General features: G+C 74.7%; 19 protein-coding genes. 4 read left to right on the forward strand and 15 right to left on the reverse strand.

The window, feature by feature from the left end; genetic code table 11:
* Window positions 1-112 precede the first annotated feature (112 nt).
* The 7 genes from MF406_RS16660 to MF406_RS16690 form a co-directional block, all read right to left on the reverse strand.
* The gene (locus MF406_RS16660) at window positions 113-1,081 is read right to left on the reverse strand and encodes an acetylxylan esterase (protein ID WP_242895726.1); all 969 of its coding nucleotides are present in this window, start codon (window positions 1,079-1,081) and stop codon (window positions 113-115) included.
* A gap of 314 nt (window positions 1,082-1,395) precedes the next feature.
* Window positions 1,396-4,104, reverse strand: coding sequence for a pyruvate, phosphate dikinase (gene ppdK, locus MF406_RS16665; RefSeq protein WP_242895727.1), 2,709 nt, complete (start codon window positions 4,102-4,104; stop codon window positions 1,396-1,398).
* A 246-nt stretch (window positions 4,105-4,350) separates the two neighbouring features.
* On the reverse strand, window positions 4,351-5,469 hold the full coding sequence (locus MF406_RS16670) for a bifunctional 2-methylcitrate synthase/citrate synthase (protein WP_242895728.1): 1,119 nt from the start codon (window positions 5,467-5,469) through the stop codon (window positions 4,351-4,353).
* A gap of 155 nt (window positions 5,470-5,624) precedes the next feature.
* Window positions 5,625-6,527 carry a methylisocitrate lyase gene (gene prpB, locus MF406_RS16675; RefSeq protein WP_242895729.1) on the reverse strand — a complete coding sequence of 301 codons (903 nt, stop codon included), beginning with the start codon at window positions 6,525-6,527 and terminating at the stop codon, window positions 5,625-5,627.
* A 31-nt stretch (window positions 6,528-6,558) separates the two neighbouring features.
* Window positions 6,559-8,085 carry an MmgE/PrpD family protein gene (locus MF406_RS16680; RefSeq protein WP_242895730.1) on the reverse strand — a complete coding sequence of 509 codons (1,527 nt, stop codon included), beginning with the start codon at window positions 8,083-8,085 and terminating at the stop codon, window positions 6,559-6,561.
* Window positions 8,082-8,825: a GntR family transcriptional regulator gene (locus MF406_RS16685; RefSeq protein WP_242895731.1), complete on the reverse strand. Its 744-nt coding sequence runs from the start codon at window positions 8,823-8,825 to the stop codon at window positions 8,082-8,084. The genes MF406_RS16680 and MF406_RS16685 overlap by 4 nt, the downstream gene beginning before the upstream one ends.
* Before the next feature lie 147 nt (window positions 8,826-8,972).
* A complete protein-coding gene (locus MF406_RS16690) occupies window positions 8,973-9,218 on the reverse strand; it encodes a hypothetical protein (protein ID WP_242895732.1) in 246 nt (81 codons plus the stop codon).
* Window positions 9,219-9,506: 288 nt separating this feature from the next.
* Here MF406_RS16690 and MF406_RS16695 point away from each other — a divergent pair, with 288 nt between their 5' ends.
* Entirely contained in the window at window positions 9,507-10,577 is a 1,071-nt protein-coding gene (locus tag MF406_RS16695) for an enoyl-CoA hydratase/isomerase family protein (protein ID WP_242895733.1), read from the forward strand.
* Between the two features lie 156 nt (window positions 10,578-10,733).
* Here the strand turns inward: MF406_RS16695 and MF406_RS16700 are convergent, their stop codons facing one another.
* From MF406_RS16700 to MF406_RS16715, 4 genes are all read right to left on the reverse strand, one after another.
* The gene (locus MF406_RS16700) at window positions 10,734-11,801 is read right to left on the reverse strand and encodes a hypothetical protein (RefSeq protein WP_242895734.1); all 1,068 of its coding nucleotides are present in this window, start codon (window positions 11,799-11,801) and stop codon (window positions 10,734-10,736) included.
* Window positions 11,802-12,253: 452 nt separating this feature from the next.
* Window positions 12,254-13,429 carry an MFS transporter gene (locus MF406_RS16705; RefSeq protein WP_242895735.1) on the reverse strand — a complete coding sequence of 392 codons (1,176 nt, stop codon included), beginning with the start codon at window positions 13,427-13,429 and terminating at the stop codon, window positions 12,254-12,256.
* Window positions 13,430-13,623: 194 nt separating this feature from the next.
* Window positions 13,624-14,205, reverse strand: coding sequence for a DUF664 domain-containing protein (locus tag MF406_RS16710; RefSeq protein ID WP_242895736.1), 582 nt, complete (start codon window positions 14,203-14,205; stop codon window positions 13,624-13,626).
* Between the two features lie 222 nt (window positions 14,206-14,427).
* Window positions 14,428-15,495 carry a GlxA family transcriptional regulator gene (locus tag MF406_RS16715; protein WP_242895737.1) on the reverse strand — a complete coding sequence of 356 codons (1,068 nt, stop codon included), beginning with the start codon at window positions 15,493-15,495 and terminating at the stop codon, window positions 14,428-14,430.
* A gap of 146 nt (window positions 15,496-15,641) precedes the next feature.
* On the opposite strand from MF406_RS16715, the gene MF406_RS16720 reads away from it, so the two are divergent.
* A complete protein-coding gene (locus tag MF406_RS16720; protein ID WP_242895738.1) occupies window positions 15,642-16,298 on the forward strand; it encodes a hypothetical protein in 657 nt (218 codons plus the stop codon).
* Between the two features lie 118 nt (window positions 16,299-16,416).
* On the opposite strand, the gene MF406_RS16725 is transcribed toward MF406_RS16720, so the two are convergent.
* Window positions 16,417-16,587: a CsbD family protein gene (locus MF406_RS16725; RefSeq protein ID WP_242895739.1), complete on the reverse strand. Its 171-nt coding sequence runs from the start codon at window positions 16,585-16,587 to the stop codon at window positions 16,417-16,419.
* 97 nt (window positions 16,588-16,684) lie between these two features.
* Window positions 16,685-17,122, reverse strand: a complete 438-nt coding sequence (locus tag MF406_RS16730) for an AAA family ATPase (RefSeq protein ID WP_242895740.1) — start codon at window positions 17,120-17,122, stop codon at window positions 16,685-16,687.
* 263 nt (window positions 17,123-17,385) lie between these two features.
* Between MF406_RS16730 and MF406_RS16735 the strand changes: the two genes are divergently transcribed.
* Entirely contained in the window at window positions 17,386-18,117 is a 732-nt protein-coding gene (locus MF406_RS16735; protein ID WP_242895741.1) for a glutamine amidotransferase, read from the forward strand.
* A gap of 272 nt (window positions 18,118-18,389) precedes the next feature.
* Here MF406_RS16735 and MF406_RS16740 read toward each other — a convergent pair whose 3' ends face one another.
* Window positions 18,390-18,929 (reverse strand): Uma2 family endonuclease, encoded by a 540-nt coding sequence (locus MF406_RS16740; RefSeq protein ID WP_242895742.1) that lies wholly within the window; start codon window positions 18,927-18,929, stop codon window positions 18,390-18,392.
* A gap of 203 nt (window positions 18,930-19,132) precedes the next feature.
* Window positions 19,133-21,232 carry a HEAT repeat domain-containing protein gene (locus MF406_RS16745; protein WP_242895743.1) on the reverse strand — a complete coding sequence of 700 codons (2,100 nt, stop codon included), beginning with the start codon at window positions 21,230-21,232 and terminating at the stop codon, window positions 19,133-19,135.
* Between the two features lie 55 nt (window positions 21,233-21,287).
* Here MF406_RS16745 and MF406_RS16750 point away from each other — a divergent pair, with 55 nt between their 5' ends.
* Window positions 21,288-22,058 (forward strand): MerR family transcriptional regulator, encoded by a 771-nt coding sequence (locus MF406_RS16750; RefSeq protein WP_242895744.1) that lies wholly within the window; start codon window positions 21,288-21,290, stop codon window positions 22,056-22,058.
* The last annotated feature ends 64 nt before the right edge of the window (window positions 22,059-22,122 follow it).

Below are 22,122 nucleotides of genomic sequence, written 5' to 3' on the forward strand. Positions count from 1 at the left end.
GGCACGGCCCGTGGTCGGGCCCGGTGGCCGTCCGTCCCCCGGCCATCGGGCCGGCTGGGCCGGCCGCCCTGGCCGCCGGGCGGCCGGCCCCGCGCGCCCGACGCCGGCCGGATCAGCCGAGGACTCGCCGGGCGAAGCGGATGTGCTCGGCCTCCTGGTAGGACCCCCCGTGCTCGTGGCCGTTGTAGGCGTAGACCTTGATCTCCTTCTCCCCGGCGTAGGCGTTGAAGGCCGCGTACACCGCCGACGGCGGGCAGATCTCGTCCCGCAGGCCGACGGAGAACAGGCCGGGCACGGTGACGCGCGCGGCGAAGCCGACGCCGTCGAAGTAGGACAGGGTCCGGAACGTCCGCTCGACGCGGTCCCGGTGGGCGTGCAGGTAGCGGACCAGCTCGCTGTAGGGGGCGGCGTCCGTCAGCTCGGTGGCCCGGCGCACGTGCGCGAGGAACGGCACGTCGACGATCGCGCCCCGCAGGCCCTCGCTCAGCGCCGCGGCCGCGAGCGAGATCGCGCCGCCCTGGCTGCCGCCGCTGACCATGACGCGCCCCGGGTCCACCCGGGGGTCGCGGCGGGCCACCTGGACGGCGCGGACGGCGTCGGTGAACAGGCGCCGGTAGTAGTACGTCTCCGGCGAGTCGATGCCCGAGGTGAGGAAGCCGGGCGCCGAGGCGCCGGTCGAGAACGCGTCGCCGGTGTCGCCGACCCGGTTGCCGGTGCCCTGCCCCCGGTTGTCCATGACGAGGACGGCGTGCCCGGCCTGGGCGAGGAGGGTGTGCTCGTGGCTCAGCCCGCGCCCGCCGCCGTAGCCGATGTAGGTGACGACGCAGCCGAGGGGCTCCGTCGCCCCCGCCGGGCGGTGCAGCCACGCCTTGATGGGCTGCCCGCCGAAGCCGGTGAAGGTGACGTCGTCGGTGGCTACCTGCGTCAGCCCGGTGTCCACCGGGGTGCACGTCACCTCGAGCGGGTGGCGCTCGTCCTGCTCGGCGAGCGTGCGCCGCCAGAACTCGTCGAAGTCGGGGGCCTCCTCGTGGGGCGGCGCGTAGCGCTCGAGCTCGCTGAGGGGCAGGTCGAACTGGGGCATGCTGACCGTCCTGTCGGCTCGAGAGACCTCGCGTCTGGAGCGCCACCGGTGGCACACCCGTCCGCAGACGACCACAAAGTACCTTCCGGAACGGCCCGGGAAGAATCGTCTTCCGCAGGATCACGCCATTCTCGGCTGGCCGCTCCGGGGCCCGCAGCGGGCTTTGTGGTCGTTCAGGACCATTCCGCCGGTCGCGCCCGCCGGCGCGGTCTCGGCCGGTCCCGCGCTCCGCCCGTCTCGCCCCGGCGTCGCCCGTCTCGCAGCCTCAGCCGCGCTCCGCCTCGCTCGCCTCGCCGTCGCCGGTCCCGTGGCCGTCAGGCCGTGCTGTCCTCCCCGGCCATCACCGCCGCCCGGCCCGCCTCCAGCCGGGCGATGGGCACCCGGAACGGGGAGCAGGAGACGTAGTCCAGGCCGGCGCCGTGGAAGAAGTGGATCGACTCCGGGTCCCCGCCGTGCTCCCCGCACACCCCCATGTGCATCTCCGGCTTCGTCGCCCGGCCGCCGGTGACGCCCGCGACCACCAGCGCCCCCACCCCGTCGGCGTCGAGGGTCTCGAACGGGGAGATGGTGAGCACCCCGTTCTCCAGGTAGTCGGCGAAGAACGCGCCCTCGACGTCGTCCCGGGAGAAGCCCCAGGTGGTCTGGGTGAGGTCGTTGGTGCCGAAGGAGAAGAAGTCGGCCTCCTCGGCGATGCGGTGGGCGGTCAGCGCCGCGCGCGGCAGCTCCACCATGCAGCCGATCGGCACGTCCAGGGTCATCCCGGCGTCCCGGCCGACCTCGGCGAGGATCTCCTCGGCCTCCTCCCGGACGATCTGCAGCTCGCGCACCGACCCCACCAGCGGCACCATGATCTCCGGCCGCGGGTCCCCGCCGTCCCGGCGGCGGGCCACCATCGCCTCGGCCACGGCGCGGATCTGCAGGGCGAAGAGCCCGGGCACCTTCAGCCCGAGCCGCACCCCGCGCAGCCCGAGCATGGGGTTGGCCTCGTGCATCCGCCGCACCGCCGCCAGCAGCGCCACGTCCCGCTCGTCCACCTCGCCGCGGGCCTCGGCGAGCGCTACCCGCACGGACAGGTCGGTGAGGTCGGGGAGGAACTCGTGCAGCGGCGGGTCGATCAGCCGGATGGTGGTGGGCAGGCCGTCCATCGCCGACAGCAGCTCGGTGAAGTCCTGGCGCTGCAGCGGCAGCAGGTCGGCCAGGGCCGCGTCGCGCTCGGCGTCGTCCTCGGCCAGCACCACGCGCTCGACGTAGGTGCGCCGCTCCCCGAGGAACTGGTGCTCGGTGCGGCACAGCCCGATGCCCTGCGCGCCGCGCTCCCGGGCCCGGTGGGCGTCCTCGGCGGTGTCGGCGTTGGCCCGCACGGCCATCCGCCGCACCTCGTCGGCATGGGTGAGGATCCGGTCGACGGCGTGCACGAGCTCGCGGGTCGCCTCGTCCTGGGCGGCCGCCAGCCCGGCGTCGAGCCCCTCGGCGATGTACCGCATGACCGGGGAGTCGCTCACCGGCACCGCGCCGCGGAACACCTCCCCGGTGGAGCCGTCTAGGGCGATCACGTCACCCGGGCGGAGCACCGTGCCGTTGATCCGGACCTGCTCCCCGGCCCGGTCGACGTCGAGCTCCTCCGCGCCGACGACGGCGCACTTGCCCATCCCGCGGGCCACCACGGCCGCGTGGGAGGTCTTGCCGCCGCGGGCGGTGAGCACCCCGGCGGCGACGATCATGCCCTGCAGGTCGTCGGGGTTGGTCTCCCGCCGCACCAGGATGACGTCGGCGCCGGCGGCGGTGCGGGCCAGGGCCTGGGCGTTGTCCAGCACGATCTCCCCGACGGCGGCCCCGGGCGAGGCCGCCATGGCCTTGGTGAGCAGGGTGCGCTCGGCGGCGGCGTCGAACTGGGGGAAGAGCAGCTGGTTGAGCTGGGCGCCGGTGCAGCGGCCGATCGCCTCGTCCATCGTGATGAGGTGCTCGTCGACGAGCTGGGTGGCGACCCGGAACGCGGCGGCGGCGGTGCGCTTGCCGACCCGGGTCTGCAGCAGCCACAGCTTGCCGCGCTCGATGGTGAACTCGATGTCGCACAGGTCCCGGTAGTGCGTCTCCAGGCGGCGCATGGCCTGCAGCAGCTCACGGTAGGAGGTGGCGTCCAGCCGCTCGAGCTCGGCCAGCGGCAGGGTGTTGCGGATGCCGGCGACGACGTCCTCGCCCTGGGCGTTGGGCAGGTAGTCCCCGTACACCCCGGAGTGGCCGGTGGAGGGGTCGCGGGTGAAGGCGACGCCGGTGCCGGAGGTCTCACCCAGGTTCCCGAACACCATGGTGACGATGTTGACCGCAGTGCCCAGGTCGTTCGGGATGCGCTCGCGGCGCCGGTACAGCCGGGCGCGCTCGGTGTTCCAGGAGTCGAAGACCGCCTCGACGGCCATGTCGAGCTGCTCGCGGGGGTGCTGGGGGAACTCGCGGCCGCACTGCTCGCGGACGATCCCCTTGAACGTCTCCACCAGGTCCTTCAGGTCCTCGGCGCCGAGGTCGACGTCCGTCTCGGCCCCGGCCTCGGCCTTCTTGGCGTCCAGGGCGTGGGCGAACAGGTCGCCGTCGACGCCGAGGACGGTCTTGCCGAACATCTGGATCAGCCGCCGGTAGGAGTCCCAGGCGAACCGCTCGTCCCCGGAGAACTCCGCCAGGCCCTTGACCGAGGCGTCGTTGAGGCCGACGTTGAGGACCGTCTCCATCATGCCGGGCATGGAGAACTTCGCCCCGGAGCGCACGGAGACCAGGAGCGGGTCGTGGAAGTCGCCCAGGCGCCGGCCCATGGCGTCCTCGATCTCGCGCAGCGCCATGGTCAGCTCCACCCGGAGCTCGGGCGGGACGTGCCCGTCGCGCATGTAGGCCCGGCAGGCCTCGGTGGTGATGGTGAAGCCGGGCGGGACCGGCAGGCCGATCTTGGTCATCTCGGCGAGGTTGGCGCCCTTGCCGCCGAGCAGGTCCTTCTGCTCCTTGCTGCCCTCGCTGAACCGATAGACGTACTGCGGCATCACAGACCTCCTCGCTGACGGCGCTGCGGCGCGCCGGACGGCCCCGGGCGACCGGGTGGCCCCAGGGTACGGACAACGGGCCGGGCGATGGGTGACGTACGACCTACGAGACACGATCGCGGACCGGCCGCGGACCGGCGCCGCCCGTGACGCTGGAGCGCCCGGGTCGCCGTCGGCGGGCGGCGTGGCTCCGGGGTGCGGCAGGTGCCGCTCAAGGCTACGGGCTGCGGCAGGTGCCGCTCCGGGCTACGGCAGGTGCCGCTCCGCCGGCCCGCTGTAGGCGCTGAGCGGGCGGATGAGCGCGTTGGACGCGAGCTGTTCCTGGATGTGGGCGGTCCAGCCGGCCACCCGCGCGGCGACGAACAGCGGCGTGAAGGTGGGGGTGTCGAAGCCCATCAGGTGGTAGGCGGGCCCGGAGGGGTAGTCCAGGTTGGGCTTGATGTCCTTCCGGTCCGCCATCGCCTGCTCCAGCGCGTCGTACAGCGCGGCCAGGTCCGGCCGGTCGTAGTGCGCCACCAGCCGGTCCAGCGCGGCCTTCATGGTGGGCACCCGGGAGTCGCCGTGCTTGTACACCCGGTGCCCGAAGCCCATGATCTTGCGCTTCTCGGCCAGCGCCCGGTCCAGCCACGCCGCCGCCTGGTCGGCCGTGCCGATCTCGGCGAGGACCGCCATGACCGCCTCGTTGGCCCCGCCGTGCAGCGGGCCCTTGAGCGCCCCGATCGCCCCGACGACGGCGGAGTACAGGTCCGCCAGGGTCGAGGTGATCACCCGGGCGGTGAAGGTCGAGGCGTTGAAGGAGTGCTCGGCGTAGAGGATCAGCGAGACCCGGAACGCGTCGACGACGACGTCCGCGGGCACCTCCCCGAAGACCATGTACAGGAAGTTCTCCACGAAGCCCAGGTCCGACCGCGGCTCGATGAGGTCCTGGCCGCGGCGGCGGCGCTGGTCGTAGGCGACGACGGCCGGGATCTGGTTGAGCAGCCGCACGGCCGCGGCGCCGTTCTGCCCCGGGTCGTCCGCGGCGGGGTCGGCCGCGCCGATCGCGCTGACGGCGGTGCGCAGCACGTCCATCGGGTGGGCCGTGGTGGGGACGAGGTCGACGACGGCCCGCACCTGGCCGTCCAGGGCCCGGTGCCGCCGGCCGGCCTCCTGCAGCTCGGCGAGCTGGCCGGGGGTCGGCAGCTCGCCGTGCCAGAGCAGGTAGGCGACCTCCTCGAAGCTGCACCGGGCGGCGAGCTCCTGGACCGGGTAGCCGCGGTAGAGCAGGGAGTTCGTCTCCGGGTTGACCTTGGAGATGGCGGTGGTGTCGGCGACGACGCCGACCAGCCCCTTGCGGATCTCCGGCTCGGTGGTGGTCTCGGTCATCTCTCGCTCCTTCGCGTGTGCGGCGGGTGGTGCTTGCGGGGCCGGTGGTCCCGACCAGGTGTGGTGCTCCCCGGACCCTCGGCCCCCGGTGTGGTGCTCCCCGGTCCGTCGCTCCCGGCCGGGGTAGCCCGGCGACGGGCGACCGGGGGCGCCGGTCAGTCGGTGCGGACGGTGAAGTTGAAGATATCGGTGTCGAAGCGGTTGTAGCCGGCATAGTCGACCAGCTCGTACAGCCGGGCCCGGTGCTGCATGCTCCCCACCTCGGCCCGCAGCGTCCCGTCCCGGCGCAGGGTGTCCAGGCCCCGCTCGGCCGCGCCCATCGCCAGGCGCAGCAGGGAGACGGGGAAGATGACGAGCGCGACGCCGGCGTCCCTGAGCTCCTCGACGGTGAACAGCTCGGACTTGCCGAACTCGGTCATGTTCGCCAGCACCGGGACGTCCACCGCGGCGGCCACCGCGGCGAACTCGGCGAGGTCCTGCAGCGCCTCGGGGAAGATCGCGTCAGCGCCGGCGTCGACCAGGGCCCGGGCCCGGTCGGTCGCGGCGTCCAGGCCGGCCACGGCGCGGATGTCGGTGCGGGCCATGATGAGCAGGTTCGGGTCACGGCGGGCGTCGACGGCGGCCCGGACGCGGCGGGTGGCGGTGGCGTCGTCGACGACCTGCTTGCCGTCCAGGTGCCCGCACCGCTTGGGGTTGACCTGGTCCTCGATGTGCAGCCCGGCGACGCCGGCGTCCTCCAGCGCCTGCACGGTGCGGGCGACGTTCATCGGCTCCCCGAAGCCGGTGTCGACGTCGACCAGGGCGGGCAGGTCCGTCATCCGGGCGATCTGCTGGCTGCGGCCGGCGACCTCGGTGAGGGTGGTCAGGCCGATGTCGGGCAGGCCCAGGTCGGCGGAGAGCACGGCGCCGGAGACGTAGACCCCGTCGAAGCCCTTGTCCTGGATCAGCCGGGCGGACAGCGGGTTGAACGCGCCGGGGAAGAGCAGCGTCTCGCCGGCGGCCAGGCGCTGGCGCAGCCGGGCGCGCTTGTCGGCGGGGGTGGTGGCGGCGTAGAGCATCAGCGGGTCCTCTCGGCGGTGGTGCCGGCCATCAGAAGATGCCTCCCGGGACTGCCGCGGCGTCGAGGTAGCCGGCCGGCGCGGTGACCGTCAGCTCGCCCAGCTCGGCCGGGCCGAGCTCGGGCAGGCGCTGGGCGACGTCGAGGAAGCGGTCGACCTCTTCCGGCGCCAGCACGCCGTCGGCCAGGGTGCGGAACTTCTGCACGTACTGCTCCCGGCCGAACGGCCGGGCGCCGAGCGGGTGGGCGTCGGCGACGGCGATCTCCACGCTCAGCCGGCCGCCGTCGGCCAGGGTGATCTCCACCCGCCCGCCGAAGGCCTGCTCCGCCGGGTCGGTGGAGTGGTACCGGCGGGTCCACCCCGGGTCCTCCGCGGTGGTGATCTTGCGCCACAGCGCCACGGTGTCCGGGCGGGCGGCGCGCGCCGGGGCGTAGGAGGCGACGTGGTGCCAGGCCCCGTCCTGCAGGGCGACGGCGAAGATGTACGGGATCGAGTGGTCCAGGGTCTCCCGGGAGGCGGTCGGGTCGTACTTCTGCGGGTCGTTCGCGCCGGAGCCGATCACGGCGTGGGTGTGGTGGGAGGTGTGGATGACGATGCTGGTCACGGCCGCCGGGTCCCGCAGGGCGGGGTGCTCGGTGCCCAGCCGGCGGGCGAGGTCGATGAGTGCCTGGGCCTGGTACTCCGCGGAGTGCTCCTTGGTGTAGGTGTCCAGGATCGCGCGGCGCGGCTCCCCCGGGCCGGGCAGGGCGACGTCGTAGCGGGCGTCCGGACCGTCCAGCAGCCAGGCGATCACCCCGTCCTCGCCCTCGTAGATCGGGGTGGGCGAGGTCTGCCCGCGCATGGCGCGGTCCACCGCCTCCACCGCGACCTTGCCGGCGAAGGCGGGGGCGTAGGCCTTCCAGGTGGAGATCTCGCCCTTGCGGGACTGGCGGGTCGCGGTGGTGGTGTGCAGGGCCTGCCCGACGGCGTGGAAGGTCACCTCCGGGGGCAGGCCGAGGAGGGTGCCGAGGGCCGCGGCGGCGGACGGGCCGAGGTGGGCGACGTGGTCGATCCGGTGCCGGTGCAGGCTGATCGCGCGGGCGAGGTCGACCTGCACCTCGTAGCCGGTGACGACGGCGCGCACCACGTCCGCCCCGGTCAGCCGGCGGCGCTCCGCCAGGTGCTGGGCGACGGCGAGCACCGGCGGGATGTTGTCGCCCGGGTGGGAGTACTCGGCGGCGAGGAAGGTGTCGTGGAAGTCCAGCTCGCGGACCGCGACACCGTTGGCCCAGGCCGCCCACTCCGGGCCGACCCGGGTGCTGGCCGGGGCGCCGAGGACGGTGGCGCCGGGGGCGTGGGGGTGGGCGAGGGCCTGCGCGCGGGCGGCCGCCGGCGGGGTGCGCAGCAGCGCGGCGGTGGCCACGGCGGCGTTGTCGATGACCCGGTTGACCACCATGTCGGTGACCTCGGCGGCGGGCGGGACCGGGTCGGCGGCGAGCTCGGCGATCTTCCAGGCGAGCTGGTCCTGCCGGGGTAGGTTCTCGGCGCTGGGGTGGACGCGGACGTGGTGGGTGATCACCGGGCGGCTCCAGGGGTGGCGGGGACGGGGACCGGGGTGGCGGCGGGGGCGGGGACCGGGGTGGCGGCGGGGACCGGGGCGGCGGCCTGGCCGGCCGGCGCCTCGGCCAGGGCGCGCAGGATGCTGGTGAGGCTGGCACGCAGGTGGACCGCGGTGGCCTGGGCGGCGAGCGTCGCGTCGCCGTCGGCGATCGCCGCGGCGATGAGCTGGTGCTCGTGGGCGGCGCGGACCAGCCGGTCCGGGTTGTCCCGGGAGAGGCGGCGGGCGCGGGCGGCGTGGGCGCGCAGGCTGGCGAGCGAGCGGCGCAGGTACGGGCTGGCCATGGCGTCGTCGACGGCGGCGTCGAGGTCGGCGACCACCGTGTAGTACCCGACGCGAGACGGGTCGCCGTCGGCCACGGCGGCCGCCGCGGCGGTGAACCGCTCGGCCAGGTCGGCGAAGGTGGCCGGGTCGGCGCGGCGGGCGGCGGCCAGGCGCGCGGCCTGGGTCTCCAGGGCCTCGCGGAGCTCGAAGAGGTGGGTGACGTCGTCGGCGTCCAGCCGAGAGACCACCAGAGTGCGGCCCTTCCCAACGACGGCGAGCCCCTCGGCCGCGAGCCGGCTCAGCGCCTCGCGCAGCGGGGTGCGGGACACCCCCAGCCGGGCGGCCTGCTCGACCTCGCCGAGCACGCTGCCCGGGGCGAGCCGGCCGTCGACGATCTCCGCCCGGAGGTCGGAGTACACCCGCTCACCCGCCCGCATGCCGGTCACCGTAACGCACCTCACGGCCGCTTGTATACAGAACGGGCGGATCCAGCGGCAGGCGAGCCGGCTTTCCGGACCTGTGCACACAAACGCGGCTGACGGGAGCGGGCTGCGCGCGATGCGCGCCTTCGCAGGACACGAGCGCTAGACCTCGTCGCGCTCGCGCACGAACGCCTCCCACGCACCGGCGTTCTCCGGGCCCGAGGCAGCCCGAGAGCCATAGGCGAGCTCCAGCGAGCCCTCGTCCACGTCGAGCAGGCCGGCCAGCAGGTCGCGCACCTCGTGGTCGAGGTCGGCGAGGCGCTCGGTTTCGGTGGCACCTCCGGGCACGTCCGCCACCTCGGCGACCCAGTAGCGGCCCTCGCGGGAGACCTTCACCGTGTACATCACCTGTCCAACCACCCTTCACCGAAGAGCCCCTGCAGCGCCTTCGCGTTCGGCCGTGTCACCGTCTGGGGCATCGGTCCTGCATGCCCGGCTCGACAAAATTCTCCAACCTCGACACCGTCCCGGTCGAGGACCACCCAGACGGTGTGCGAGCCCTGGCTCGCGGCGCACCTCCGACCGGAGCGCCAGGCGCGGTCCAGGACGCGCTGGCCGGGTCCCGCTACGGTGGTCCGACGCCCGTCCGGCCCCGCCACGCCGGGACCGGACAGCACCGGCAGCGAAGGAGCGCGCGTGAGCCCCACCGGCAGCCCCGCGGCAAGCCAGGCCGGCACCGGAGAGGTCGTCCGCACCGCCGCGGACGGCGTTGGCCGGATCACGCTGAACCGGCCGGCCGCCATCAACGCGCTCACCGCCGAGATGATCGCCGCCGTCGACGAGGCCCTGGAGGCCTGGGCCGACGACGACGCCGTGCGGACCGTCCTGCTTGACGGCGCCGGCGAGCGCGGGTTCTGCGCGGGCGCGGACGTGCGGGCCCTGCGGGAGGCCGTCCTGGACGGCGCCACCGAGCGGGCGGTGGGCTTCCTGCGGGCCGAGTACCGCCTGGACGAGCGGATCGCCACCTACCCCAAGCCCGTGGTCGCGCTCATGGACGGGATCACCATGGGCGGCGGCGTCGGGCTCAGCGCGCACGCGGCGGTCCGGGTGGTCACCGAACGGTCGGTGGTGGCGATGCCGGAGACCCGGATCGGGTTCGTGCCCGACGTCGGCAGCACCCACCTGCTCGGCCGGGCGCCGGGGCGCACGGGGTTCCACGTCGGGCTGCGGGCGGCGAGCGTGGGGCCGGGCGACGCCATCTACCTCGGCCTGGCCGACCACCTGGTGCCCGCCGCGGACCTGCCGGCGCTGGTCGAGGAGCTGCAGCGCGGGCGTGGCCGGGAGGTCCCCGCGGCCGTCGCCCGGTTCGCCGTCCCGGCCCCGGAGCCCGCGCTGGCGGCGGAGCGGTGGTGGGTCGACGCGTGTTACGGCGCCCCGACGGCCCGCGAGGTGGTCCGGCGGCTGGAGCAGCACGAGGCACCCGGAGCGCGGCAGGCCGCCGCCGACCTGCGGGCCCTCTCCCCCACCGCCGTCGCCGTCGCGCACCAGGTGCTGGCGCGGGGCGCGGCGGGCATCCTGCGCGACGCGCTGGCGCTGGAGCTGCGGGCCGGCGTGGGCCTGGCCCGGCGGCCGGACTTCGTCGAGGGCATCCGCGCCCAGCTCGTGGACAAGGACCGCACGCCGCGCTGGCGACCGGCGTCCCTGGCCGAGGTCGACGACGAGGACGTCACCCGGATCCTCGCCACCGACGTCCCGCCGCTCTGGTAGCCCGGCCGCGTAGTCGCGAGCGCCCGCGGCTCGTCGCCGCCTGTCGGCCCCCGGTACTGCCGGGTGTCCGGGTGCTGACGGCCCCGGGTCCTGCCGGTGCCCAGATCCGATCGGTGCCCAGCTTCTACCGGCACAGACTTCCGCCGGCCCCGGGTGTTACCGGTGCCCGGGTGGGCGGATGGCGTCGGCGAGCCAGGTGGCCAGGCGAGGGGTCGGGGTGCCGAGCCGGGCGGGGTCGGCGTGCCGGAGCAGCCGGCGCCAGGACTCGCACCGGTGCAGGCTGGCCAGGCGGTCGGCCGCGTCGAGGAGGTGGTCCCCGTCCCGCCCGCGGGGCAGGCCCGCCCACTGGGCCACATACGCCCGGCGGAGCCGGGCGGCCAGCCCGTGCCCCGGCCGGGGCCGGTGCGGCCAGGACCCGGCGGCCATCCGGGTGGGGACCTGGAGCACCGCGAAGGGGTGTGACCAGAAGGCGTCCCCGAGGTCGAAGAGCCGGAACGGGCCGGCACCGTCACGCGCGTGGTCCGCCCCGCCGTCGGCGCGGTACGGCCCGAGCGCGTTGGCCGGGCTGAGGTCGTTCGGCTGCAGCGTCAGGGGCACGCCGCCGGCTGCCAGGTCGGCGAAGACGCCGCCGACGGCGGCCAAACCGGCCAGCAGGTCCCGCGCCTCCCGGCCGTCCAGGCGCTGCGGGTCCTCGCGCGGCAGCGCGGCGAGCTCCTCGACGACGCCGGTCACGTACTCGACAGCCTCGCCCGGGAGCAGGACGGGCAGGCCGGCCCCGAGGAGTGCCCGCCGGTGCGTCGCCAGGGCCGCCTGCATGCGGGCGGCCTGGACCACCAGCGCCTCCCACTCCGCCTCCGTCACCGCACCCCGCTCGCGCAGCGTCGGGCCGCCGTCGGGAAGGAGGAGCCAGCCCCGCTCCGCGTCCACGGCGAGCGGGGCCAGGACCTCCCCGGGGAGCAGGTCCGCGAGGACGCGGACGAGGCCGGCCTCGAACCGCTGGCCGGGGTTGGTCACCTTGAACCACACCCGCCCGTGGTCGGTGGCGACGGTGAAGACGGCCGACCAGAACCGGACCCGGTGCTCGGTCAGGGGCCCGCGCACCTGCAGGCCGGCACCGGCCAGGGCGGTGCCCACCCAGCCGCCGGCATGCTCCCGGAAGCCCGCCGACCGCCAGTGGCCCACCAGGTCCCGAGGTTCGGTGGCGGCGTCACCGACGTCACCCACGGTCACTCCCCTCGTCGGTTCCGCCGGCACCGGCTGGCGGAGCGCACCGCGGCTACCAGACCGTGCCAGCCGGACGGTACCCGACCGCCGTCGCCGTGCGGCGGCAACCGCACGCGACCGTCCGGGTGAAAGCTGCTCCTACCTCGGTACCGTTGCGGCGTGACGACGCAGATCGCCGTCCGGCTCCCCGCTGAGCTGATCGCCTTCGTGGACGACCTCGTCCGGCGGGGTGAGGCAACCAGCCGAGCCGCCGTCGTGGCTCGCGCCCTCGCCCGGGAACGTCGCCGCAGGGTCGCCGAGCGCGACGCCCAGATCCTTGCGGACACACGCGATGACACCGACCTGACCACCTCGCCGAGCTGGCCGCCACGACGCCGCTGCACGACCTCGAGTGACGCACCCGATCCACAGCGGGCATGGCCGAGCCCTGGATGGCTGCGGAGCCACCGCTCCTATCTCGCGGGGGCGGTGAGCAGGATTCCCAGGGACGCGGTGCAGGCGATGAGCATGAACGCGAGCGGCAGGCCGACGGTCTGCGCGAAGGTGCCGATCAACGGTGGGCCGGCCAGGTAGGCGCTGTAGCCGAGGATGCTGACTCTGGCGGTGGTGACCGCTGCGTCCTGCGCGGAGTGCCGGGCGGCGCGGGCGATGGCCAGGGGGAAGACCGGCCCGAGGGTGAGCCCGGTGAGGACGATCGCGACCGTCATGGCCCACGCCTGCCCGCTGACCGAGGCCAGGCCGATCGCGGTCAGGGTCAGCAGGCTCCCGGCGGCAAGCAGCACGGGTTCGGGTACTCGGTGCAGGAGGCGGTCGGTGACGGCGCGGGAGGTGAACATCGCCAGGCTGAACGCGGTGAGCGTGATGGCGCCGTGGGTGGCTGGTGCGGCAAGGTCGCGGGTGAGCAGCAGCGCCGACCAGTCGGTGATCAGCCCTTCGAGCAGGAGCCCGCAGATCGCGAGCACCACGACGCCCGCGGTCACCCGGACTCGACCGGACCGGACCGGCGGCGCGGACCGCCGAGGCGGCGCGGACCGCCGGTGCGGGGCGGGCCGGGCCCGCGCGGGTTCGTGCTGACTCCCCAGCCGGAGGACGGCCGGCGCGGCCGTGCCGGTCAGGCCGAGGAGGACGACCGCGACCACGGTGAAGTGCACGCCCACGCCGGCGTCCAGGGCGGTGGCGAGGATCGCGCCGCCGGACCCGGCGAGCACGCCGAGGCTGTAGCCGGAGTGCAGGCCGGTCAGCAACGCGGTGCCCCGCAGGTGCTGCAGCCTGATCCCGAGGGTGTTCATGGTGACATCCAGCAGCCCGCTGGCCGCTCCCAGCAGCACCAGCACGGCAGTGAGCTCCACGGTGGTGCGGGCGAGCGCGAGCAGGGGCAGGGCGGCAGGGAACACCGCCCCCGCCCACAGGCACGACCGGGCGAGGCCGACCCGCCGAGCGATCCGGTTCGCGGCGGCCATGGCCGGGATCGCCCCGGCGGCGATGCCCAGCAGCGCCGCACCCAGGTGCGCATCACGGATGCCCAGGTCGGCGGCGACCGCGGGGATGCGCGGCGCCCAGCTGGACAGCACCGCGCCGTTGACGAAGAAGATGAGCCAGACACTGGCGTGGCTGCGACGACCGGTCATGAGCGACCCCTGGGCCGCCCTGCCCGCGCCGATGATCGCGTCCCCGGACGGGCCAGGAACGCGGCGCCATGTGCCCGACCACGCTACCAAGCCCCATCGAGACCATCACGGCCCTGCCGGGGGGTCGGCTCGCACACCTGCCGGCACAGCTGCAGCGCGGCGGCGGCGAACCGTCCACCGCGGTGCCCGTCGGGTCAGGGGCGGGTGGGTCTCCACCCGGGCGGCGGGTCCTCGCCGACGAGGCCGTCGACGGCCTCGCGCAGCAGGTCGGCGTGCCCGGTGTGCCGGCCGTACTCCTCGATGAGGTCGCAGAGGAGCCGGCGGAGGCTGGCGTGCTCCTCGCCGCGGCCGACGTGCGCCGGGTGGTCGAGCCCGCCGTCGGCCAGCGCCCGCGCCACCCGCTCCCGGGACCGCTCCACCGCCCCCTCCCACAGGCGGTAGAGCTGCTCCGGGGTGTCCTCGGCGGCGGAGGTGAAGTCCCAGTCCGGGTGGGTGTCCCAGTCGGCCGACTGCCACGGCTCGCCCGGGGCCTCGCCGGAGAGCTTCACGGTGAACATCACGTCCTCGCCGCAGGCCAGGTGCTTGAGCAGGCCGCCGAGCGTCAGCGCCGACGTGGGGATCTTCGCGCCCAGGCCCGCGGCGTCCAGGCCGTCGACCTTCCACCGGAAGGTGGTGCGCAGCCGGTCCAGCGCGCCGAGCAGGTGCTCGACCTCGGTGCCGGCGAGCGGCGGCTCCCACGGCGTGTCGCCGGCGGGCGGAGCGTCGTCTGTCGACATGGAGGGATGGTAGGGCGCGGCCCGCCGCAGCGGGAGGCCCCTGGGCACCCTGCGGGCCGCCCGGTCAGGTGGACTCCGGCCGACGGCGTCCGCGCACCGAGGCGGGCGTCCTCGCCCGCGGGACCGAGGCGTTGGGACGCCGGTCACCCCGCCCGCCGCGGCCGCCGTCGGGAGCAGGCCGGTCACCCCACCCCGCCTCGGCCGCCGTCGGGAGCGGGCCGGTCAGTACGCCGCGCCCCGCCCGCCGTCCGGAGCGGGCCCGCTCGACGCTCCGACGAGGGTGGCGGCCGGGGCGGCGGAGACCGTCTGGCCGGTCGTCCGGGGCCCGGCGGCCCGGCGCACGCTCGCCCGGTACGCCGACGGCGGCAGGCCGTACTCGGCGGCGAAGGCCTGGCGCAGGGTCTCGGCGGTGCCGAGGCCGCAGCGTCGGGCGACGGCGGCGACGGTCAGGTCGGTGGTGGCCAGCAGGGTCGCGGCGGCCTCGAGGCGGGCCCGGCGGACGTAGCGGGCCGGGCTGCGGCCGGTGTGCTCGAGGAACAGGCGGGTGAGCTGGCGCGGGCTGGCGCCGGCGTGGGCGGCGAGGACCGCGGTGGACAGGTCGCCGTCGAGCCGCTCGGCCACCAGCGCGGCGGCGGACCGCACGGCCTCGTGCCGGGGCTCCGGGCCGGTGGTGAACATGCTCATCTGGGCCTGGTTGCCGGGACGCTGGAGGTAGGTCACCAGGGCCCGCGCGACCCGGCGGGCCAGGGCCGGGCCGTTGTCCTCCTCGACCAGGGCGAGGGTGAGGTCCAGGGCGCTGGTGACCCCGGCCGAGGTGTAGACGTTGCCGTCGCGCAGGTAGATCGGGCCGGGGTCGACGTGCACCTGGCGGTACTGGCGGGCGAGGAGGTCCGCGTAGTGCCAGTGGGTGGTCGCCCGCCGGCCGGTGAGCAGCCCGGTCGCGGCCAGGACGCTCGCTCCGGTGCAGACGGAGGCGACGCGTCCACTGAGCGACGCCAGCCGCCGGACGTGGCCGACGACCAGCGGGTCGGCGGCCGCGCGCTCGTGCCCGAGCCCGCCGGAGACCACCACGGTGTCCAGCGCGCCGGTCCACCGCTGCAAGGACCCCTGGGCGGCCAGGGTCAGGCCCGAGTCGCAGGTGATGGGGGCGCCGCCGGGTGTCAGCAGCACGGTGCGGTAGGGCGGTGCGGCGCCCAGCCGCGTGGCCAGGGTCAGGGTCGAGGTCACGCAGGAGATGTCGAGCAGCTCGGCGCCGTCGTACCCGACCACGGCCACCAGTCGTTCGCCCACGGCCAACCACCCCTGTCAGACGGACATCAGCACCAAGGATCCGGCCACCGAACGATACCGGTAGGGGGTATTGCGCGGGAAGGGGTCACGGTGGTGCTCGTCCCGCCGAACCGGCGGCCGGCACGAGCCGAGGGAAGGACCCCACCGTGGACGAGGCGTACGCCTATCTCACGTATCAGCAGAACCAGCGAGGCAGCGCGGCGCTCGCCCGCGACGCCGAGCGTCGGGGGCGCGGGCCGGGAGGGGCAACCGCCGTCCCGATCGCCGGTTCGTGGTGGCACCCGGTCCTGCGCCGCTGGCCCGGGGCGGTGGGGCTGACCGTCGCGGTCGTGCTCGTCGCGACCGGTGCGGCCGACCGGGAGACGCTCGCCCGGGGGGTCAGCCTGGCCGCCCTGTGCTTCCTCGGCGCGGCCGCGCTCGGCCGGCCCTGGGTCGGCTGGGCCGGCATCGCCGTCGGCAGCGCCGTGGTGGTGGCGAGCGAGCTCCTCGGCCTGGCGTGGTGGGTCGGCGTGGGCGTCACCGCGCTCGGCCTGGTCGTGGTCGGGCTGCTCCGCCGCGCGCCGCTCCCGGCCCTGACCGCGCAGAGCGCCGCGATGGCCGGCTTCGGCGGTCTCGCCGTTGCCGCCGTCGTGATGGACCCCGACGCCGGCCTGGTCCTGGCCGGCCTGACGCTGGCCAGCCACGCCGGCTGGGACGCCGTCCTCTACCGCCGCAACCAGGTGGTGCCCCGGTCCCTGGCGGAGTTCTGCATGTTCCTCGACGTGCCGTTGGGGATCGGCCTCATCCTGCTCGCCCTGGCTTGAGCAGGACGACGGCGGTCCGGTCGCCGGGAGGTGGCACGGACTTCGTTGGTAGGCGGGCAAGGACGAGCCCCCGCAGGTCCACCTGCGGGGGCTCGTCCGTCGACTGTCGGGCGGCGGGCTACTTGAGCGCGTCCTTGACGTTCTCCCCGGCCTGCTTGACGTTCGCGCTGCTCTTGTCCGCCTGCCCCTCGGCCTGCAGGCGCGGGTTGTCGGTGGCGTCGCCGGCAGCCTTCTTGGCCTTGCCCTTCGCCTCCTCGGCGGCGTTGCTGATCTTGTCGCCCAGACCCATGGCAGTCTCCCTCGGCTCTCGGTTCCCTCGCGGGCTCGCCGTCCACGGTAGGTGGGGCCCGATCGGCCCGCATCCGGAGCACGCCCGCTGCCAGCTCCTACATGAGCTCCTCGACCGCATCGGCCAGCTCGGCGACGGGTCGGCGGCCGTCAAGCTCGACGCTCGCGCCTCGTCGCAGCCGAGGCTCGACCTCCATCGCGTACTGGCGGACCTCAGCCTGCTGCTCGGCCGAGCGGCCGTACGGGTTGTTCGTCCTCGTCGCCAGACGCTCGATCAGCACCTCGACCGGAGCCGTCAGCAGCACGATGTGCTCGAACCGGTCATAGAAGCGGCCCTGGTTCTCGACCGTTCCCGAGACCACTACGTGGTCGTGCCGGGCCAGGAGCTCGCTCATCCGAGCTGGGTCCCAGATGGCGCCGGGCAGCACCCAGCCGTCGTCATCGGTGTCGACGGTGCGATGCCCGCGCTGGGCGAGCTCCTCGAGCAAGGTCGTCTTCCCAGCGCCCGACATGCCGGTGACGAGGATGCGAGCCACGGCACGAGGCTACGCAGCAGACGGCACGTCCCGGCGCCCTCCGGCGGTCAGCCCGGTCGAGGACCCTGGTCTCGCCCGCCATTCACGCCACGCGGACATGAACCCCACCATTCACGCCACCCGGACATGAACCCCGCCACTTCGACATGAATCCCGCACACCGGGAGGCGCCGGCGCCGAAGCCGTGGCGCCCCGACCGGCCACCATCTGGGACGCCTGCCCTCCTCGCGGCGCCCGGCGCCACGTTGCGGTTGACTGCGGCCATGTCCCGCCCGTTCCTCCTGCTGGCCTCGCGGCTCGAGGACCTCGCCGCCGCGGAGGAGTACGCCTCGTTCCTCACCCTGACCGGCCTGGCGCCGGCGGACCTGGTGCGGGTGCGGATGGAGACCGGGCCGTTCACCCCGTTGGACCTGGACCGCTACGCCGGGGTCTTCCTCGGCGGCAGCCCGTTCACGGCGTCCGCCCCCGAGGAGTACAAGAGCCCGGCCCAGCGGCGCGTGGAGGCCGAGCTCGCCGTCGTCCTGGCCGAGGTCCGGGCCCGGGACGTGCCCTTCTTCGGGGCCTGCTACGGGATCGGGACGCTCGTGCGGCAGGCGGGCGGCGTCGTCGACGGCACCTACGCGGAGGCGACCGCGGCGGTGACGGTGGAGCTGACCGAGGAGGGTCGGCGGGACCCGCTGCTGGCCGCGATGCCGCCGTCGTTCGCCGCCTACACCGGGCACAAGGAGGCCTGCACGGTGCTGCCGCCGGGCGCGGCCCTGCTCGCCACGTCCGCCGCGTGCCCGGTGCAGATGGTGCGGCTGGGCCGGAACCAGTACGCCACGCAGTTCCACCCCGAGATGGACCGGGCCGCCGTCCTCACCCGCATCCGGGTGTACCAGCACGCCGGGTACTTCCCGGCGAACGAGGTCGACGCCGTCGTCCAGCGGGTGGCCGGTGCGGACGTCAGCGCCTCCCACCGGCTGCTGCGCTCCTTCGTGGAGCGCTACGGGTAGCGGGTGGGAGTTGGGCCGGCCACTGTTCCCGACGGCGTCGGGCGTCTCCCGCTCCTGGGCTTCATCACCCAGCGGGCTGCCCTGCGCGTCCCCGTCCCACGCTATCCACCTCCGGTGACGGCGCCGCGATCACCTTCGTGCTGGCCGGCCAGCTCAGTTCCGGACCGCATCCTCGACGCACGTCAGCGATGCGCTCCGACAGGACTGCCCGCAGCTGCCGCCGACGGCGCGGGGCCGGGGGCCCGTCCAGGCCGCCGACGGCGCGGCGCCGGTCAGTCGACCAGGCGCGCGGGCACGACCTCGACGGCGGCCGGCACCGGGCTGCGGAACACGTCCGCGCCGACGACGTGGGCGACGTGCACGTACTGGCCACCGCTCAGCCCCCACGCGGTCAGCGCGGGCTGGTCGGGGTCGACCACCCAGAACGACGGCGTCCCGGCCGCCTCGTACCGGGCGCGCTTGAGGTTGCGGTCGACCAGCCGGGTGCTGGGCGAGAGCACCTCGACGGCGAGGAGCGGCGCGACCGGGAGGTCCCGGTCGGTGAGGTCGGCCCGCCGGGTCGCCAGGACGTCGGGCTGGAGCACGGTGTCCGGGCCGAGCGCGACGTCGAACGGCGCCACGAGCACCTCCAGCGCGGGCGGGCAGGCCCGGTCGAGCAGCACAGCCAGGCGCACGACCGCCCGCTGGTGCCCGGCCGACGGCGCGGGGGTCACGACCAGCGACCCGTCGACGAGCTCGTAGCGGTGCCCGTCGTCGGGGGCCGCCGTCAGGTCGCCGCGGGTCAGCGGCCGGCTCCGCGGCAGCACGATCATGGCCCCCATGGTGCCTCCCACCGGTCATGGCCACCACCGTCCCGCCGTCCTGGACTCGGCGCCTGACGTGCACAGGCGCGCAGCACGTCCGCAGGCTGCGGTCCGGGTCAGCTACCGGTGCTACCGGTGCAGCGGACCGGCCCCTGTGCACGCCGCCCGGCCGGCGAGCCCCCTGCCCGTCCGTGCAGGACGCCGTCGCACGGTCATCTCGTGCGTGCCGTTCTGGACTGCGCGCGGTTCGCGATGGCGCGGAGTCGCGGGTCGTCCGCCTCGGTCTGGCGGGCGAGGACCGCCTGAGCCGTCGGGGTGCGCAGCTCGTACAGGGCCATGGCCGCCGACAGGCGAACCTGTTCGTCGGTGTCCTGGAGCGCCTCGGTCAGGGCCTCGGTGGCACCTTCCGCGCCCGTGCCGATGAAGCAGAGGACCTCGGCGGCGTGGCGCCGCATCGGTGCCTCGTCGCTGGTCAGTGCCGTGACGAGGCAGGGCACGGCGGCGCGACCGAAGGATGCCAGGTCGCGGGTGAGTCCGTTCCGACCGTTGCTGTCGCCCGTTCCCAGCTGCGCCGCCAGGGCCGGGATGGCTCGGGGGTCGCCGATGCGGGTGAGTGCCCACCGGGCCTTGGCCGCCACGTCCGGGTCATCGTCCGCCGCCAGCGGCACGATGGCGTCGGTGGTCGCCGGGTCCGCGATCTTGCTCAGGACGTGCACCGCCTGCACGCGCGACGCGGTGTCGGCCCCGGCCAGCGCGTCCAGCAGGAGCGGTGCAGCCGCCTCGGCGACGCGGGTGACCGCCCAGGAGAGCGTGTCGCGCACGAAGAAGTCCGGCTCGGACCACAGCCGTGCCACCAACGCCCGAGCGGCGCCAGGGTCGGCCAGCGTGCCGAGGTCGAGGGCCGCAGCCTGACGCACGTCACGGTCGGGGTTCATGAGCCGGTGGAGAGCGTCGTCGACCTGAGGGTCACCGGTGGGCTCGATCGGCTCGCCCAGGCCTGCGGCAGCAGCGAGCTCCGGCCACATCTCCTTGATGGCCGCAAGGATCTTCGTCTGGGAGTCGGACAGCCAGGCGATGGTTGCGGACTCACTGGGGCCGCCCACGTAGCCCGCGGGGTCCACGGCGCTTCCCTCGACCCACGTGTGGCGCACGCGGGCGGTGTCAGCGATGGCGTCGAGGGGGTTGCCGTCCACGAGCAGGAGATCTGCTCTCTTGCCTGGGCTCAGGAGCCCGCGGTCGTGCAGGCCGAATAGGCGCGCCGGCACCGAGGTTGCAGCGCGCAGCGCGACGGCGGGACCGAGGCCGGCGGCTACTGCCAGGTGGTGGAGCTCGCGGTGGAGGCTGGCGCCATAGACCAGGCCGGGGTTCGGGGCGTCCGTTCCGGCGAGGATCGCACAGCCGCGCCGCGCCAGCTCACGGACGTTGGCAAGGGCCGCATCCAGGTCCGGCCCGGTCGGCGGCATCCACCGCTGGGCTTGGGTGTCGAGCACCTCGCGCCAGGCCGGTGTCAGCCGGGTATCGAGCAGGACGTCCTCACGCAGTGGCATCACCCCGGCGCGCACGGGGAAGCCGTCCGAGATCGACAAGGTCGCGATGACAGCCAGCCCGGCCGCGGCCACCTCGTCCAGCTGCGCCTGGCTCATCGGGGCGAACGGCACGTGCCCGAGCATGTCCACCCCGCACCGGGCAACAAGTGCTGCCCCCTCCCCCGTCGAGACATGAGCGACGACCGACAGCCCAGCATTGTGCGCGCTCTGGACCAGGGCGAGGATTGTCGCCTCATCCAGGGCCGGGATGTGGAGCATCGCCCCAGACCCGTCGTCGTAGATCACCTTCAGGTGCGTTGCACCCTCGGCCATACGCCCAGCCACGAAGGGCTCCGCATCACCCGGCCCCGTGACGTACGGGAAGGGCGAGTACGCCATCGTGGGATGTCCTCCCGGGGCGGTCGCACCGATGCTCGAGGTCACGAAGTCTGCACGCGCAGGTCCGTCGCCACGACGGGCGGTGAGCACCGCCGCGCGCTCCGCCGCGATGACGTCCGGCTTGCTGAACTGGTCGACCAACGTGGTGACGCCGAACTGAGCGGCGAGCACGGTGCACTCCGGCGCCAGGTGCACATGCGCATCGATGAGGCCGGGCAGCAGCGTCCCGCCCCCGCCGTCGGTGACCTCATCTCCCGGCTGGATGATCTCCTCCCCGCCGATCGCCTCGACCAGTCCCCGGTCGACACGCAGGTGCGTTGCCGCGAGGACTCCCGTCCCGTCGAAGATGCGGTCGGCCTTGATGACGAAGGGTGGTGCTGCGCTCATGCAGGGGACACTAGAAGCTGCCGTAGCGAGAGGGTCAAACCGCTAGCGTCGAGCCGTGCAGTACTCGATCAGCCAGGTCGCCACGATGGCCGGCGTCTCGGCCAGGACCCTGCGGCACTACGACGAGATCGGGCTGCTCGCCCCGGCCGCCGTCTCCGCCAACGGCTACCGCTGGTACGGCCGGAGCGAGCTGCGCCGGCTGCAGCGCATCCTGCTGCTGCGCGACCTGGACGTCCCGCTCCCGCAGATCGACGCCATCCTCGCGGGGGATGACGACGAGGCCGCCGCGCTGCGTCGCCACCTGGTGCTCGTCACCGCCGAACGGGACCGCCTCGACCGGATCGCCGCCACCATCACCCGCACCCTGGAGGACCTCGAGGGCCAGGACCGTCTGCCCGATGAGGAGTTCTTCCGGGGACTGGACGAGGGACGCTCGCAGCTCGCCGCCACCCTTCAGGAACGGTTCGGCGACGCCGCCGCCAGCAGCGTGCAGACCGCAGCCGGTGGAACGGAGCACTGGACCAGGAGCGACTACGACCAGGCGGCCGCCGACGGCCGAGAGCTCTTCGCCCGCCTGTCCCGCACCCGTCGGTCCGGCCTCGACCCCACCTCGCCCCAGGCGCTCGACGTCGTTGTGGAGCACCACGACGCCGTCCGCGCCCTGTGGCCCGTCGATCCCGCGGCCTACCACGCCCTCGCCGACCTGATCGAGACCGACCCCCAGCAGCGCGCCGTCGCCGGGACCGAGGACCCCGACCTTCCCGCGTGGTTGGCGGCAGCCATCCGCGCCTACGCCATCCACCGCCTCGGCTACCGCCACCTCTGAGCCGAGCGGAGCCGGCCGGGACCGTAACGCACGAAGGGCCCGGCAGCCTGCTGGCCACCGAGCC

Source organism: Georgenia sp. TF02-10, from assembly GCF_022759505.1.
In the GTDB taxonomy this organism is placed as follows: Bacteria; Actinomycetota; Actinomycetes; order Actinomycetales; family Actinomycetaceae; genus TF02-10.

What these genes read in the sequence shown, in the direction of transcription:
- MF406_RS16660 (WP_242895726.1), bottom strand. Translation starts at nt 1,081, where the DNA reads ATGCCCCAGTTCGACCTGCCCCTCAGCGAGCTCGAGCGCTACGCGCCG.
- ppdK (WP_242895727.1), bottom strand. Translation starts at nt 4,104, where the DNA reads ATGCCGCAGTACGTCTATCGGTTCAGCGAGGGCAGCAAGGAGCAGAAG.
- MF406_RS16670 (WP_242895728.1), bottom strand. Translation starts at nt 5,469, where the DNA reads ATGACCGAGACCACCACCGAGCCGGAGATCCGCAAGGGGCTGGTCGGC.
- prpB (WP_242895729.1), bottom strand. Translation starts at nt 6,527, where the DNA reads ATGCTCTACGCCGCCACCACCCCCGCCGACAAGCGCGCCCGGCTGCGC.
- MF406_RS16685 (WP_242895731.1), bottom strand. Translation starts at nt 8,825, where the DNA reads ATGCGGGCGGGTGAGCGGGTGTACTCCGACCTCCGGGCGGAGATCGTC.
- MF406_RS16705 (WP_242895735.1), bottom strand. Translation starts at nt 13,429, where the DNA reads ATGACCGGTCGTCGCAGCCACGCCAGTGTCTGGCTCATCTTCTTCGTC.
- MF406_RS16710 (WP_242895736.1), bottom strand. Translation starts at nt 14,205, where the DNA reads ATGTCGACAGACGACGCTCCGCCCGCCGGCGACACGCCGTGGGAGCCG.
- MF406_RS16725 (WP_242895739.1), bottom strand. Translation starts at nt 16,587, where the DNA reads ATGGGTCTGGGCGACAAGATCAGCAACGCCGCCGAGGAGGCGAAGGGC.
- MF406_RS16735 (WP_242895741.1), top strand. Translation starts at nt 17,386, where the DNA reads ATGTCCCGCCCGTTCCTCCTGCTGGCCTCGCGGCTCGAGGACCTCGCC.
- MF406_RS16740 (WP_242895742.1), bottom strand. Translation starts at nt 18,929, where the DNA reads ATGATCGTGCTGCCGCGGAGCCGGCCGCTGACCCGCGGCGACCTGACG.
- MF406_RS16745 (WP_242895743.1), bottom strand. Translation starts at nt 21,232, where the DNA reads ATGAGCGCAGCACCACCCTTCGTCATCAAGGCCGACCGCATCTTCGAC.